Origin of the sequence: Pseudomonas sp. S04, assembly GCF_009834545.1 — a bacterium.
GTDB lineage: Bacteria > Pseudomonadota > Gammaproteobacteria > Pseudomonadales > Pseudomonadaceae > Aquipseudomonas.
Genome location: NZ_CP019427.1, coordinates 1012041 through 1027465, shown reverse-complemented (window position 1 = coordinate 1027465; position 15425 = coordinate 1012041). Strand labels below are relative to the sequence as shown.

The following is a 15425-nucleotide window of genomic DNA, read 5'->3' as shown; positions in this document are numbered from 1 at the left end:
TACCGGCAGAATTGAACAGGCCCTGAATCACTGATCCAGGGCCTTTTTCATGCCTGTAGCGATTAGAAGGCGAAACTGGTTTCGGGCATCGCCATCAGCGACTCCGCTCCCGCCAGGACTGCCTCGCGATGGGCACTGGCCCGAGGCAAAATCCGGTCGCTGTAGAACCGCGCACTGTTCAACTTGGCCCGGTAGAACTCGACTTCCTCGGTGCCGGCGGCCAGGGCCGCTTCGGCACGGGCTGCCGCCTGCAACCAGAAGCCGGCCAACAGCACATAGGCCGAGTACTGCAGGAAGTCCACGGAGCAGGCACCAATCTCCTGCACATTGACCGCACTGATGGCGATCACGTGAGTCGTCAGCGTTCGCCATTCCAGCACCCGTGTCTCAAGCGCCAGGACCAGCGTGTTCAACTCGCTCGACAAGGCGTGACGGGCGCACCATTGATCCAGTTCGTCCTGCAGCGCGGTGAGCTGTTGGCCGCCATCGGCGAGCAGTTTTCGACGGATGAAATCCAGCGCCTGGATGCCGTTGGTGCCTTCGTAGATCTGGGTGATGCGACTGTCGCGCATCAACTGCTCCATGCCCCACTCGCGGATAAAACCGTGGCCACCGTAAATCTGCACTCCGAGGCTGGCGACTTCCTGGCCCATGTCGGTGAAAAACGCTTTGACGATGGGTATCAGCAACGCCGCGCGCTGGCTCGCTTGCTTGCGCGCCTGGGCATCCGGGTGCGCATGCTCCAGGTCCAGTTGCTGCGCGGTGTAGGCCGCCACCATGCGGCAGCCTTCGAGCAGGGTTTTCTGGGTCAGCAACATCCGCCGCACATCGGGGTGGACGATGATCGGGTCGGCGGCTTTGTCCGGCGCGGCAGAGCCTTCCAGCGCTCGCGACTGCAAGCGTTCGCGGGCGTAGCTCAAGGATCCCTGGAACGCCCGCTCGGCAATCCCCAGGCCTTGCAGGCCAACCTGGAAACGCGCGTCGTTCATCATGGTGAACATGCACGCCAGTCCCTGGTTGGCCGCGCCGATAATCCAGCCGCTGGCACCGTCAAAGTTCATCACGCAGGTCGAGGTGCCCTTGATCCCCATCTTGTGCTCGATGGCCCCACAACTCAGGTTGTTGCGCCGCCCCAGGCCGCCGTCGGCACCGGCGATGAACTTGGGCACCAGCAGCAGGCTGATACCCTTGACCCCCGCCGGGGCGTCCGGCAATCGGGCCAGCACCAGGTGCACAATGTTCTCGGAAAGATCCTGCTCGCCACCACTGATGAAGATCTTGCTGCCGCTCACCGCGTAACTGCCGTCCGCCTGGGGTACGGCGCGGGTGCGTAGCAGTGACAGGTCGGTCCCGGCCTGGGGTTCGGTCAGGCACATGGTGCCGGTCCAGGTGCCGCTGACCATTTTTTCCAGGTAGAGGTTTTTCAGCGCCTGGTCACCGTGTTTGTACAGGGCCAGCACCGCGCCTTCGGTCAACCCGGAATACACCCGAAACGACAGGCTGGCGGCCATCAGCATTTCATGAAAACTCGCCGCCACCATCTGTGGAAAACCCTGTCCGCCGTATTCGCTCGGCCCGGTCATGCTGGCCCAGCCGTTGTCGACGTACTGTCGATAGGCCTGGGGGAAACCGTCGGGGGTGCTGACCTCACCGTTGGCCAGGGTGGCGCCTTGTTCGTCGCTGTTGCGGTTGAGCGGCGCCACCACCTGCGCGGTGTAACGCGCCGCTTCGTCCAACACGCCATCGATCAGTTGCCGATCAAGGCCGTTACCCAGCAACTCACAATGGGCACTTACATCGAATAGTTCATGCAGGACAAAGCGCATGTCCCGCAAAGGTGCTTGAAAGCTCATCTACGACCCTCCCGTCCATCGGCAAAATTTAGCCAGCCTCTACCTTGCCGAAAAAACCGCGGACGGCCGCAAGCCCGGCGTGACAAAAAATGCTCACCGAGCGGCTCTTGCTGAAAATAGCGCGAACAATACTGGCCCGCCTTGAACACGGGCAGGCCTGGGGTATGGGAGCTCAGCGATAAAGCAGGCGTTCCGCCAGTTCGTCCGCCACCCGCGCTGGCGAGCGTTTTTCCGCCTGGGCATGGGCGAAGACTTCAGTCAGGCGCGATCTGATTTGCGACAGATGCCCGGTGATGCTCGACAACTCATCGCCGCGGTGCTTGAGCACCACGTAGATCAGCCCACCGGAGTTGATCACATAGTCCGGCGCATAGAGGATGCCACGCCCCTCCAGTTGGTCGGCGACGCTGAGGTTGGTCAACTGGTTGTTGGCCGAACCGGCCACCGCCGCACAGCGTAACTGCGCCACGCTGTGGCTGTTGAGTACCCCGCCCAGGCCGCAGGGCGCAAGGATGTCGCAGGGGGTGCTGAGCAGTGCCTCGTTGGCAATCGGATGGGCGCCCAACTGCTCCATTGCCAGTTGCACCTTGCCCGGGTCGATATCGCTGACCAGCAACTCGGCCCCCGCGGCATGCAGTTGCTCAGCCAGGGCGAAACCGACATTGCCCAGGCCCTGGATCGCAACGCGCAAGCCTTCCAGGTTATCGCTGCCCAGGCGCGCCATGGCGGTCGCTCGAATACCGGTGAACACCCCCATCGCTGCATGTGGCGATGGGTCGCCCGAGGCGGTGGTGCTGGTGACATGCTGGGTTTGCTGGGCGATGCAGTCCATGTCAGCCACCGAGGTGCCGCTGTCGATGGCGGTGATGTAGCGGCCATCGAGTTGCTCGACACAGCGCCCGAAAGCCTCGAACAGCGCCGCGCGGTTTTCCACATGCGGCGGGCGGATGATCACCGCCACTCCGCCACCCTGGGGCAAGCCCGCCAGGGCCGCTTTATAGCTCATGCCCTGGGCCAGGCGCACAGCATCCGTCACGGCGCTTTCATCGTCGGGGTAGGCAAGGTAACGGCACCCACCCAGGGCAGGTCCCAGGCGGCTGCAATGAATGGCAATCACGGCCTTCAACCCGGTGGTCGGGTCGACGCTCAGGTGTAGAGATTCAAGGCGAGTGCTTTGCATGAGAGCGAACATCGTGGGGCTCCCGAATCACTTCCAGTAGTCGCCAGTATAGGCGCGCGGGCAAAAATTGCTGGAGCGCACCGGAATAAGCAAAGCCCCACGCCAAGGCTTTCCGGCATAACTTGCACGCCCTCGCGCGCGGCACTGGACGAATGCTTGCGACGGGGCTAAAACGGGGCATTCGCCGGAGATTTCAATGAACCCGCGCCACGCTTTTTTCGCCTGCCTGCAACGCTCGCCCCCGGCGCTTTTTGAAGCGGCGCTGTGGATCGCGGCCGAACACGATGCGCAGGTGCAACCGCCGGTATTGCTGGAACAGTTCAAGGATCTGCTGCAGCGGGTCAGCAGTGGCCTGCCGATGTTGCCGGTCAGCGAATTGGCGCAACCGCTGCTGCGCCTGCTCAACGACCTGGGTTACCAGCAGGACGAAGCCACCCCGTTGCGTCCACAGGCGGCCTTGCTCAACAAGGTCCTGGAGCGGCGCCGCGGGCAGCCGCTGGCGCTGGGCCTGATCGCCCTGGAACTGGCTCGCCGCCTGGAGATCCCCATGGTCGGGGTCAACTTCCCCGGACACTTCCTGCTACGGGTACCCGGCGCCGATCATCTGCTCGACCCCTGCGGCGGTCGACGCTTGTATCCCAACGATTGCCGGGAGCTGCTGCAACGCCAATATGGCCCGAACATGCCCCTCAACGCCGAGCACCTGCTGACCAGCGAGCCGCTGCAGATGCTCCAGCGCCTGTCACGCAACCTGCGCCAGTTGTACCTGGCCAACGACGACTGCATCGGCGCGCTGATCGATGCCGAGCGGGTGCTGGAACTGGGCAATGCCAACGCCAGCGACTACCTGGCCCGCGCCAGCCTCTACCAGCGCCTGGACTGCCCCAACGCCGAACGTTTCGACCTGGAGCACGCCCTGCTGCTCAGCGACGACCCGATCCAGCGCCTGCGCCTGACTGAACGCCTGGGGCATCTGCCACCCAACTCGATTGTGCATTGAAGCGATGGATGGTCCACTGGCGCCCTGGATTTTTTGCGCCACCACGGACGAGGCTGTCATGCACTTACCTTCACCTGCGGAACGTTTCCTGGAAGATTTCCACCAGCGCCGACCTGGCACCACCAGCGTCGCGTTTGCCCACTTGTGCAGCGAACAGCATGCATCGTCTTACGCCGCGCTGGCAGCCACCCTACCGAGCTCGTCCGCCAGCCTGAGCGTACTGGACCTGGCGTGCGGCAACGGCTATCTGCTGGAACTGCTCGAGCAACTTTATCCGCAACGACTGCAGTTGACCGGCGTCGACCTCAGCCAGGCTGAATTGGACGAAGCCCGCGCGCGTTTGCCCGCCAGTGTCAGCCTGATCAAGGAGCGGGCACAGGCGCTGTCGCTCGGCACGGCAAGTGTCGACGTGGTGGTGTCGCATCTGGCACTGATGTTGATGGACGACATTGAGCAAGTGCTCAGTGAAATACGCCGCGTGCTGCGCAAGGATGGCAAGGTTGCGACGATCGTTGGCCGGGGGTTTCTGTTGGGTGCGGTGGGCGAGGCGTATCTGCAGGTATTTCGCCAGGTGGCGCAGCAGGACGCCTTGGCGCATTTACCGATGGGTGATCCGCGCATGCGTACCGAGGAGGGTTGGCGAGCGCTGTTCAGCGTCGACTTCGAGCAGGTGACGGTGCAAGACATCGATGTGGCTTGGCAGCCCGACTTCGCCGAGCTCTGGCAATCACTCAGCGCCACCTACGACGTCGACCGGCTGACACCCGCCGCCCGCGTGCAATTGCAGGAGCGATTCAAAACCGCAATCGATCACCTGCCACACACCGACGGCACCTTCGCGACCGGCTGGGGGTTGCGCCTGATCCAGGCACACCCCCGCCAGTATTGAATGCTGGGAACCGCCGTTACGGAGTATCCGGCTGATTGGCCGGATGGGCCTGGATGAACGCCGGGTGTAGGGCTGCCAGCGCGGCGACCCGGCGAATCCGTGGATAGGCTTCAAGGCTTAAGTTGAAACGCTCGGCTGCATACAGCTGAGGGATCAGGTACACATCCGCCAGCCCCGGTGCGCTGCCAAAGCAGTAGCCCGCGTCGCCGATCAACTGCTCGACGGCCGCCAGCCCCTGGCTGATCCAGTGGCCGATCCACTCCACCACCTGCGGCTCGTCGTGGCCCAGCTGACGCAGCTTGTTGAGCACGCTGACGTTGTGCAGTGGATGAATGTCGCAGCCAATCAACGCCGCCACCGCACGCTCGTGCGCACGCTGGGCGAGGTCGCCGGACAGTAGCGGCACCTGTGGATAAGCTTCTTCCAGGTACTCGATGATCGCCGGTGACTGGATCAGCAACTCGCCTTGATCGGTGCGCAAGGCCGGCACCCGGCCTTGCGGGTTGATCTGCAAGTAGGCCGGCTGACGGTGTTCACCACCTTGTGGGCCGATCAGGTTGACCGCCAGCGCCTGGTAATCCAGGCCCTTGAGTGCCAGGGCAATGCGCACCCGGAACGACGAGGTCGAGCGGTAGTAGGTAAAGAGCTCCATTGGCCGATCCTCTCAGCGCGCTGGCAGGATCTTGCCCCGGCATTCGCCGAAGCCGATGGACGCAAAACCGTCACGGCTGCAACGCGCGCGCAGGATGATTTCGTCGCCGTCCTCAAGGAACTTGCGCACTTCGCCGGACGCCAGCTCGATCGGCTTTTTACCGCCCTCGGTGATTTCCAGCAGGCTGCCGAACTGACCGCTCTCAGGCCCCGACAAGGTACCCGAACCGAACAGGTCGCCGGCCTGCAACTGGCAGCCGTTGACGCTGTGGTGCGCGACCATCTGCGCCACGGTCCAGTACATGTGCTGGGTGTTGCTCAGGGTCAGACGGTGCGCCGGCAGATTCTGCTCACGCATGGCTTCGGTCAGCAACAACACTTCCAGTTCGATATCAAAGGCGCCTGCGGCCTGGTCGCGGTTGTCGAGCAGATACGGCAGCGGTTGCGGATCGCCCTGCGGACGCGCCGGCTGGGCAAGACGGAAAGGCTCCAGGGCCTCGGCGGTGACGACCCAGGGCGAGATGCTGGTGATGAAGCTTTTGGACAGGAACGGCCCCAGTGGCTGGTACTCCCAGGCCTGGATATCGCGTGCCGACCAGTCGTTGAGCAGGCAGAAACCGGCGATGTGCTCAGCGGCGTCGCCGATGGCAATCGAGTCGCCCATGGCATTGCCCTGGCCGATCCAGATCCCCAGCTCCAGCTCATAGTCCAGGCGCGCGCACGGACCGAAAGTCGGCTCGCTCTGACCGGCTGGCAGGGTCTGGCCTTTCGGGCGACGGACCTCGGTGCCGGACGGGCGAATGGTCGACGCGCGGCCGTGGTAGCCAATAGGCACGTACTTGTAGTTCGGCAGCAGCGGGTTATCTGGACGGAACAGTTTGCCGACGTTCTGCGCGTGCTCGATGCCCACGTAGAAGTCGGTGTAGTCGTTGATTCGGGCCGGCAGGTGCATCTGGCAGTCGGCGGCCAGGTGCAGCAGTTTGGCGCCCTGGGCTTCGATCTTGCCGCGCAGGGTGCTGCCTTCGGCCAACAGTTCGAGCAAGCGCTCGCGCAGGGCAACACGGGGGCCCCGACCGAGCTCGAAGAAGGCGTTCAACTGACCGCCACGGGTGGCTTGCACCGCCGTGCGGGCCGCGCCGTCAAACAGGCCGGCGTCGAGCGCTGCCTCGAGGTCGAAAATCTGCTCGCCGATCGCCACACCGCTGCGCGGCGCCGAACCCTGGGTGCTGAACACGCCCAGCGGCAGGTTCTGCAATGGGAAATCCGCGTGGCCGTTGGCACAGGCAACCCAGCTACGAGTGGGGGTGGTCTGGGTCATGGGTTATCTCCGGTTCGGGTTGAAAGTGGCGGGCAGCGAGGCCCAGCAAGCATCGTAAGTGTTTTGCAGTTGCGGGCAATCGAGGGCGAAGCGGCTTGGGCGCAGCACCTGGCTGGTCTCGAACATAAAGGCCATGGTGTTGTCGATCTTGCTCGGCGCCAGCTCGGCGTTGATCGCCTTGGTACAGGTTTCGCCGTCCGGGCCATGGGCGCTCATGCAGCTGTGCAAGGACGCACCGCCGGGCAGGAAGCCTTCGGCCTTGGCGTCGTATTCACCCTGGATCAGGCCCATGAACTCGTTCATCAGGTTGCGGTGGAACCAAGGTGGACGGAAGGTGTTCTCGGCCACCATCCAGCGCGGAGGGAAGATCACAAAGTCGAGGTTGGCCAGGCCGTGGACACTGGTCGGCGAGGTCAACACGGTGAAGATCGACGGGTCCGGGTGATCGAAGCTCACCGTGCCGATGGTGTTGAACCGTCGCAGGTCGTACTTGTACGGCACGTTATTGCCGTGCCAGGCCACCACGTTCAATGGCGAATGATCGAGCTCGCAGGCCCACAACTCACCGAGGAATTTCTGCACCAGGGTGGTCGGTTGCTGGAGGTCTTCGTAGTGCGCGACCGGGGTCAGGAAGTCTCGCGGGTTGGCCAGGCCATTGCTGCCAATCGGCCCCAGGTCCGGCAGGCGCAGAGGCGCGCCATGGTTCTCCGCCAGGTAGCCACGAGCCTGCGGATCGAGCAGCTCGATACGAAATTTCAGGCCACGTGGCAGCACGGCGATTTCCAGCGGCGCAAGCTCCAGCACTCCGAGCTCGGTGGCGATGCGCAAACGCCCCGCCTGCGGTACCAGCAACCACTCGCCATCGGCGTTGAAGAACACCCGCTCCATCGAGCGATTGGCGCCGTAGTGATAGATGCTGATGCCGGCCGGTTTCTCCGACCCCGAGTTGGCCGCCATGCTCACCAGGCCGTCAATGAAGTCGGTCGGCTCGGCAGGAATGGCCAAGGGGTTCCAACGCAGGCGGTTGGGCGTGACCTCGCCCAGCGGGCCACCGGCCAACTGCCGTTCCAGCTTGACGAATGCCGGGTGATTGGCCGAGGGCTGGATGCGGTACATCCAGGTCCGCCGCGCTTCGCTGCGCACCATGGTGAACGCGGTGCCGGAGAACAGTTCGGTGTAGAGGCCGTAAGGGGCTTTTTGTGGCGAGTTCTGGCCGACGGGCAAGGCGCCGGGCAGGGCCTCGCTGGAAAATTCGTTGCCAAAGCCTGACTGGTAAGCCAGCGCTGGCGCCGTTGAATCGAGGTTCATGGAGCCTCCTGAACAGGGAGTAGGCCGTGGCCATGGCTCCGCTTCAGAGTTTTGGCACGTCCAGGTTATTTTTATCGTAATTCGATTACGCATAACGTAATTTGATTGGTATTGACCGTCAAGCTATAAAGACGCCCATTCATCTCTAGATACGACCCCACCATGGAAAAGCCGCGCGCCACCAGCGACAGCAACGGTAAACAGAAAGTCCGCTCGGCTGAGGTGGGCACCGACATCCTCAAGGCCCTCGCCGAGCTGTCGCCCTCGACCTCGTTGTCGCGCCTGGCCGAACATGTGCAGATGCCGGCGAGCAAGGTGCACCGCTACCTGCAGGCGCTGATTGCCAGCGGTTTCGCCGAGCAGAACGCCGCCACCAATCACTACGGCCTGGGACGCGAGGCCCTGCGTGTCGGCCTGGCCGCACTGAACAGTATGGACGTGCTGAAAGTCGCCGCCCTGCCCCTCTCGGAGCTGCGCGACGAACTGAACGAGACCTGCTTCCTCGCGGTCTGGGGCAACCAGGGCGCGACCGTGGTGCATATCGAGCCGGCGGTGCGGGCAGTCACGGTGGTGACCCAACTCGGCTCGGTCCTGCCGCTGTTGAGTTCGTCCACAGGACTGGTATTCAGCGCCTACCTGCCCCACCGCGAAACCGCCGAGTTGCGTGAGCAGGAAGTCGGCGCAGCCCAGTCCCATCCACTGGCCAGTGAACAGGCCTACGCCAGTTTGTGCGAACAGATTCGCGGACGCGGCCTGCACCATGTGCACGGTTTGCTGATGCCGGGGGTGGATGCGCTTTCGGCACCGGTGTTCAACGCCGTCGGGCAGGTCGCCGCAGTGCTGACCATCGTCGGTCCGACCTCATTGTTCCATGCCGACGAAAACGGCCCGGCCGCCCAGCGCCTGCTGGCCGCGACTCGGGCCGTAAGCTGGCGCATGGGGCATGACGGCGGCACCCACCCGGCCTGAGCTCAGGCGAAAAAGCCCAGCGCCTTGGCCTTTGCCACGGCCTGGGTGCGCCGCTCGACCGCCAACTTGCCGTTGATCCGCCGGGCGTGGGTCTTGACCGTGTGCAGGGAAATGAACAACTGCTCGGCGATTTGCAGGTTGGAGTTGCCTTGGGCGATCAGGCTCAGCACTTCTATTTCGCGCTGACTCAGGGGATTGTCGCGAACGCACGCCGGCGCCGGCTCCGGTGTTGTCGCCTGGGTCTGCGGCGCAACAAACAAGCACGGCAGGCTGCGTTGCAACTCTGCCAGTGCCTGATGCAGGTTGCAGCGTTCGACCAGCACCTGCGCAGCCTGCAGCGCCGCCCTGGCCTCGACGGGCTGGCCCAACAGCCACGCCACCTGCGCCACGCTCAGTTGCAGCACGGTTTCCAGCCCCAGCATCCCGCATTGACGCGCCTGCAGCAGTTGGGCATTGAGCTGCGCCAACGGCTGTGAGGCCTGGTGCAGATACACCTGGGCGACGACCAACAGGTATTCCAGGCGCGGAATCAGTTCCAGGCTCGCCGGCGGGGCCTGTCGGGCCTGCGGGCCGTGGTAATGGCGCAGCACCCGGGTCAGGGCTTCGTGAGCCAGTTCCGGGCGCCCCTGTTGCAACCAGAAGTGACTGCTGACTTGCAGCAGTACCCCGCGATACACCGTGTCGGGAATATGCCGGCGCTGCATCATGCGTTCGGCGTCGCGCAAATGGATAAAAGCCTGGGCGAAATCCCCCTGGTTGGCGGCCACGTGCGCCAGGCCCAGGTAGCCATACAGCACACGCTTGTCGTGACTGCGCAAACAGGCCTCGAGCCCGCTTTCGAAAAACTCGATGGCCCGTGCCTCCTGCCCCTGGCACAACGCCAACCGACCGCGCCGCAGGGCAATTCGCCCCAGCAACGGGGTGGCGGACCTGGCGTGCTGGCACAGCAACTGGTGAATGCCGCTCAACAGGCTTTCCGCGCGATGGGGCGCACCGCGCTGCTCGAGCAACTGAGCGTGATCGAGCTCCAGCAGGCCCTCGAACAGCAACGCCCCCTGGGCTCGCGCCAGGCACAGCGCCTCGCGATTGAGCGCCTGCGCGACATCCAGCTCGCCACGCAGCAAGGCCTGTTGGGTCAGGCCGGATAAACACAGCAAGCGAGCGGGCCAGGCGCTGACCGGCAGGTCCTCCAGGGCTTCGAGAAAATGCCCGCGGGCCGGCGCCATCCGCCCCTGCAAGTGCAGCAGCCAACCCTGTTGCGCCTGCCACCGCGCCACCAGTTCGCGCTGCTGTGCGGCGGACGGCTGCGGCGCAAAACGCGCCATGTGCTCGATGCACAGGCCAGCCTCTTCGAAGCGCCCGGCAAACAGCAAGGCAGCCGTGATCAACCCGACCAGTTGCGCACTGCACAGCAGCAAATCCGCGCCTTGCTGCTCATATAGGCGCAGCAGCAACACCACGTTGTGCTGCTGGAACAAATGTTCGAAGCCAAAGTGTTGCAACAGACTGATAGCCATTTCGTATTCGTCGGCCAACAACGCCTGTTCGAACGCCGCCTGCCAGTCTTGCCCAGCGACGAACCACTGGCAGGCCCGCCGATGCCATGAGCGACCGGCTTCCCAGGCCTCATCGCGCACCAGTTGCGCCACCGGAGCAAAGACCTGCAGCCACTCGGCGGAGTCTTCCCAGGGTTCGATGAAACACCCCAACTCCTGCAGGGTTCGCATCAAGTGCCCACCCTCGCCCGCGCCGAACAAATGCTCGCACAACCCCAGGTTAAATCGCGGCAGATGGGCCAGCACTCGCCAGGCTTCGACCAACTCCGGTGCCAAGCCGCTGAACAGCTCATGCTGCAGGTAATCGAGCATGATCGCCGAGCGCCCCTCCTTGAGCTCGCTGGCACTGCGGCCGTTACCATCTTGCAAAGCCACGCGCACGCTGGCACACCAGCCACCGCTGCGCTGGAAGATCCGTTCGCTGGCATTGGCGCACAACGAATGGGGAAGCTGGACGATCAATTGCTGGATTTCGCCACGACTGAACGCCAGCTCGGGGCCGGCGCCCTCGTACAGGTCATCGTTGAGCAATAAGCGTGGCCAGTTGCAGTGCGGCCGCCTACGCCCACCCAGCCACCAGGTCAGGGCCGGGCTGCTATGGGTCAACAGGCGATCGAGCAGGGCATCGAGCTGCGGGGCGGGCACACGGCAGTAGTCATCCAGAAACAACCAGGTGGGTGTCTGCCAACGAGCCAGGCAGGCCAGCAACTGCGCCTCGTTGTCGACCACCAACCCGAGTGCCTGGGCCACCGCCCGAGAAAACTCCTCAGGACTCGAGGCGACCCCATTCAACGCCAGCCAGTGCACCGTACAAGTCGCCGGGGCCTGCAACAGGCACTCGGCGAACAACGCGCTCTTGCCGCTGCCTGCCGGCGCGCAGAGCAACCTCACCCGGGCCGTCGAGGCCAGCAAAGGCGCGACCAGTCGCTCGCGAGGTTGATGATGGGAAGACAAGCGAGGCAGAAGTCCAGGACGGTCCAGACACGTCGTCATGGCAGTCATAGTGATGCGCCTTTTTATAGTTGTGGCGCCACCCTAGCCCCCTCCCGAGCGCTTGTTGAAGAAGTATTCAGCAGACTGATTTGCAGCCATAAAAAAGGTGACCGCGAAGTCACCTTTTTGTGTAGGAGCCTGTAGGAATGGCTACCTCACACCTGTACTCCGCAAGGCTGCCGGCGTGTAGTCCCCTGCTTTGGCATCGATACCAAACTCGAAGCTGCGCTTCTCCTCGTTCTTCATTCCCAGTGCAATGTAGCGACCGGCGATCAGGTCATACAACGCTTCAACGGTGTAGGCCGGAACCTGGTGATCATAGTAGAACTGCGCGTGCCCTTCGGCGACACGCCAGAGTTGACCGCGACCGTCGTAGTGATCGGCCAGCGCCACTTGCCAACTGTCTTCGTCGATATACATGTGCCGCTTGGCATACACGTGCCGTTCGTTGGGCTTGACCGTGGCGACGACCTCCCAGACCCGATGCAACTCATAGCGGGTCAAGTCCTGATTGATGTGCCCGGCCTTGATCACATCGGTGTACTTGAGGTCGGGCGAGTCGAGTTTGTAGCTGTTGTACGGGATATACATTTCCTTCTTCCCAATCAGCTTCCAGTCGTAGCGATCCGGGGCGCCGGAAAACATGTCGAAGTTGTCGGTGGTGCGCAGCCCGTCGGACGAAGAGCCCACCCCGTCATAGGCCACTTGCGGCGCTCGCCGTACGCGGCGCTGGCCGGCGTTGTAAATCCAGGCCTTGCGCGGCTCCTTGACCTGATCGAGGGTCTCATGCACCAGCAACACGTTACCCGCGAGCCGCGCCGGCGCGGTCACTTCCTGCTTGAAATAGTTGAGGACGTTTTCATCACTGCCCGGCTTCAAATCCCCTAGCAGCGAAGGCACCGCGACCTCGTCCTTGAAGCGGATAACGGTGAAATCGCCGTTGGACTGCGGCGTGGCTTGGGTGATGGTGCGACGCAAATTTCCACCGTGATAACGGGTGACGTGGTTCCAGATTACTTCGACGCCGTTCTTCGGAATCGGGAAGGCGTAGTAGCGATTACCGGTGAAATTGGCCAAGCCGTTGCCGTCGTTGATCGGCGTCACGTTCAGCGCGCTGCGCTTGGCCGATTCGTTGATCTGCGGTGGTACGGCCACGGTACGATGAGTCGGATAGACCGGGATCCTGTAGGTCTCGGGGTAGCGCTTGAACATCGCTATCTGGCCGTCGGAGAGCTTGTCCTTGTACTTGTCCACCGTCGCCGCCGTGATGGTAAACAGCGGTTTTTCATTGGCGAACGGATCAGCCAGGAAACCTTTGCTGTCCACCGCGCCGGCATTTTTAGGGAGACCGCCGGTCCAGGCCGGGATTGAGCCGTCGGCGTTTCCGGCCTTCTCGGCGCCCAACGGCGTCAGGCTGGTGCCGAGCGTGTTCGCTTCTTCCGGCGACACCGCCGCCATCACGTCGGCGGCCAACAGACTCAGGGCCAAAACGCTGCATTGCAGAATCATCTTGCGCATTGAAATCATCCTTCTCAGCCAGGTCAGAAGTTCACGCCAAAACTCAGCGCCAGGAAGTCGCGATCTACCAGGGTGTTGTAGTCACCGCCGAAGAAATCGGTGTAACTCAAACTCGCGGTATAGGTGTTGCGGTAGTCGGCATCGACGCCGACGCTGATGGCCTTGGCGCCTTCGTTGAACAATCCGTTGGGGCCGTAACCGGACACGTCGTGCGACCAGGACAGGTTGGGTTTGAAGTTGATTCCGGCGATGACGTTGTTGTAGTCGAGGATGGCGCGGGCACGGTAACCCCAGGAGGTCGACGTGACGAAACCGTCGGTGTCACCGCCAAAACCGTATTGGCCATACACCGAATCCCGACCGTAGCGCAGCTTGCTGCGGGACTCCAGCCCACCGACCCGGACAACCGCCGCCTCGCCCACGAGTGTCAGGCGGTCGGCGCCCGCCACCTGATCGATGAAGTGCGTCAGGGTGCTCTGGACCTGCGTGATTTCCTTGCGGCGGTAGCCTTTGTTGTCGGCACCGGGGGTTGTCGCGATAGGTGACGCCGCACCGCCCGCGATCGGGTTGAGCATCGCCAGGGTCAGGTCGGTGCTGTTGATTTGCACTGGCGCGTTGGGCCGATAGCTGATCTCACCGGTCCACGCGGTGCCGGTGGGCAACGTGGTGGAGAAGCTTGCGCCATAGAGGCGAATGTCTTCCGGGTATTCGAGGTAATACTGGCCGCGGCCGAGCATCACACTCTGTGCGAGGGCCGAGCCGGTGCCGGGCGCAACACCGTTGGCGGTGGCGACGATCCCCGGAATACTCGCCAGCGTGCCCGGTCCGGCAGTGGTGGTGCCGACCGTTGGCGTACGGCTGTGGTAGTTCATGAAATACAGGCCGTACTCGGTGTCGTCACCGAGCCAGCGCAACGCCGTCCCCCATTGCCCGGAGTCACGGGCATCGCGGTCCCCGCCACGGGGAACGATCACGCCTTCCTTGCCGACCTCAAAGCCCTGGCCAAACGCAGCAGCGATCGGTTGCAGCGGCGCAATGGCCGGGCTCCCAACGGTGTAGCCCTTATTGCAACCGTCCGCCGCCACGTCGCTGCCAAAGAACGTGCCGCAGTTGTCGAGAACGGTCTGGTCCCATTCCAGTTGATAGAACCCTTCCACCGTGAGCTTGTCGGTCAGCCCCTGGGAGGCGAACAGCATGTTCACCGGAATCAGGCCTTCCTTGATCTCCGCGCCAGGACGGCGGAACGCTGAAACGTCGACTGGGTTGATGCTGTTGATCGAGTTGCCGATGAAGGTACTTTCGCCCCAGCTGACCACCTGCTTGCCGGCGCGTACCGTGCCCGGCAGATCGGCGATGGAATAGTTGTGATAGACGAAGGCGTCGAGGATCTGCGCACCGGAAGACTTGGCGCCTTCCTGGCGGCCATGGTCACTGATCTGTTTGAAAGAGCGGTCTTCGTCCTGCAACTCGAAGTCGTACCAGTACTTGCCACGGACGAACACGCCGGTGTCGCCGTACTTCAATTCGAGATCGTGAATGCCCTTGAAGATCTTCGAGAAGGTTTCGCCCTTCTTGAAGTTCAGTCGCCCGTCGTCACCGGTCGACGCCTGGCCGGTGCCGCCGTTGACGATCCCTACCAGGGATTTGTCGGCATCGCGCATGCCCCAGCTCGCACCAATCGACAGCGACGAATCGAATGTCCCCTCGATTTCGCCAATGTTGAATTCAACTGCCTGCGCCTGGGCACAGCAGCCCAAGGCAACCGCGACGGCCAGCGTCTGCGGCGTGAAGATGGCGCGCATTGTTGTTTTTGTCATGCGTCTTCCCCGGTGAGTGACTTGAAGGCCCCACCCTACTGCTGCCCGCCGGGAGCGATAAGCGCACCAAGGAGGTATTCGTGGTGTCGCTCCAAAGGATGAATGCCCGCACGGGGCAAGGCTTTGCGCCGGGCATGGGCCGGCTGGATGAGGGGTTATCAATCAAACCGATGATCCGGGCAACTGTTGCCGATGGCGTAACAGTGCATGTCTTGAAACGCTATTTTTCCTTTGCCAAGAAGGACTTATTCTAATCGGGCTTCCACGGCAACAAGCCTCGAAGCCCCGCCAGCCGAGTGTGAATTGCCCACTTGAGCGGCGAACTGTTCAGATGCACCGAATGCCCATCATTCAGTTCATCACCCTGGGTTCA

The 15425-nt window shown here is 63.0% G+C and carries 12 protein-coding genes; 4 read left to right on the top strand and 8 right to left on the bottom strand.

The window, feature by feature from the left end; translation table 11 throughout:
• Positions 1 to 62: 62 nt before the first annotated feature.
• Complete coding sequence (locus tag PspS04_RS04410; RefSeq protein ID WP_159993845.1) at positions 63 to 1853, bottom strand: acyl-CoA dehydrogenase C-terminal domain-containing protein; 1791 nt, start codon at positions 1851 to 1853, stop codon at positions 63 to 65.
• Between the two features lie 172 nt (positions 1854 to 2025).
• Entirely contained in the window at positions 2026 to 3045 is a 1020-nt protein-coding gene (locus PspS04_RS04405; RefSeq protein WP_159993843.1) for a Leu/Phe/Val dehydrogenase, read from the bottom strand.
• Positions 3046 to 3229: 184 nt separating this feature from the next.
• Here PspS04_RS04405 and PspS04_RS04400 point away from each other — a divergent pair, with 184 nt between their 5' ends.
• Both PspS04_RS04400 and PspS04_RS04395 read left to right on the top strand, forming a co-directional pair.
• Positions 3230 to 4033, top strand: coding sequence for a SirB1 family protein (locus tag PspS04_RS04400; protein WP_159993841.1), 804 nt, complete (start codon positions 3230 to 3232; stop codon positions 4031 to 4033).
• 58 nt (positions 4034 to 4091) lie between these two features.
• A complete protein-coding gene (locus tag PspS04_RS04395; RefSeq protein WP_159993828.1) occupies positions 4092 to 4922 on the top strand; it encodes a class I SAM-dependent methyltransferase in 831 nt (276 codons plus the stop codon).
• Between the two features lie 16 nt (positions 4923 to 4938).
• Here PspS04_RS04395 and maiA read toward each other — a convergent pair whose 3' ends face one another.
• Genes maiA through hmgA form a run of 3 tightly spaced genes read right to left on the bottom strand, consistent with a single transcriptional unit; the run spans position 4939 to position 8199 of the window.
• On the bottom strand, positions 4939 to 5574 hold the full coding sequence (maiA, locus tag PspS04_RS04390; protein WP_095169398.1) for a maleylacetoacetate isomerase: 636 nt from the start codon (positions 5572 to 5574) through the stop codon (positions 4939 to 4941).
• A gap of 12 nt (positions 5575 to 5586) precedes the next feature.
• Positions 5587 to 6891 carry a fumarylacetoacetase gene (fahA, locus tag PspS04_RS04385; RefSeq protein WP_095169397.1) on the bottom strand — a complete coding sequence of 435 codons (1305 nt, stop codon included), beginning with the start codon at positions 6889 to 6891 and terminating at the stop codon, positions 5587 to 5589.
• 3 nt (positions 6892 to 6894) lie between these two features.
• Complete coding sequence (hmgA, locus tag PspS04_RS04380) at positions 6895 to 8199, bottom strand: homogentisate 1,2-dioxygenase (RefSeq protein WP_159993826.1); 1305 nt, start codon at positions 8197 to 8199, stop codon at positions 6895 to 6897.
• Between the two features lie 162 nt (positions 8200 to 8361).
• Here hmgA and PspS04_RS04375 point away from each other — a divergent pair, with 162 nt between their 5' ends.
• Positions 8362 to 9168 (top strand): IclR family transcriptional regulator, encoded by an 807-nt coding sequence (locus PspS04_RS04375; protein ID WP_159993824.1) that lies wholly within the window; start codon positions 8362 to 8364, stop codon positions 9166 to 9168.
• Between the two features lie 2 nt (positions 9169 to 9170).
• On the opposite strand, the gene PspS04_RS04370 is transcribed toward PspS04_RS04375, so the two are convergent.
• From PspS04_RS04370 to PspS04_RS04360, 3 genes are all read right to left on the bottom strand, one after another.
• Positions 9171 to 11726, bottom strand: coding sequence for a LuxR C-terminal-related transcriptional regulator (locus PspS04_RS04370; RefSeq protein WP_159993822.1), 2556 nt, complete (start codon positions 11724 to 11726; stop codon positions 9171 to 9173).
• Positions 11727 to 11867: 141 nt separating this feature from the next.
• On the bottom strand, positions 11868 to 13235 hold the full coding sequence (locus PspS04_RS04365) for a DUF1329 domain-containing protein (protein ID WP_159993820.1): 1368 nt from the start codon (positions 13233 to 13235) through the stop codon (positions 11868 to 11870).
• 23 nt (positions 13236 to 13258) lie between these two features.
• Entirely contained in the window at positions 13259 to 15052 is a 1794-nt protein-coding gene (locus PspS04_RS04360; RefSeq protein WP_159993818.1) for a DUF1302 domain-containing protein, read from the bottom strand.
• 80 nt (positions 15053 to 15132) lie between these two features.
• Here PspS04_RS04360 and PspS04_RS04355 point away from each other — a divergent pair, with 80 nt between their 5' ends.
• Positions 15133 to 15306, top strand: coding sequence for a hypothetical protein (locus PspS04_RS04355; protein ID WP_159993816.1), 174 nt, complete (start codon positions 15133 to 15135; stop codon positions 15304 to 15306).
• The last annotated feature ends 119 nt before the right edge of the window (positions 15307 to 15425 follow it).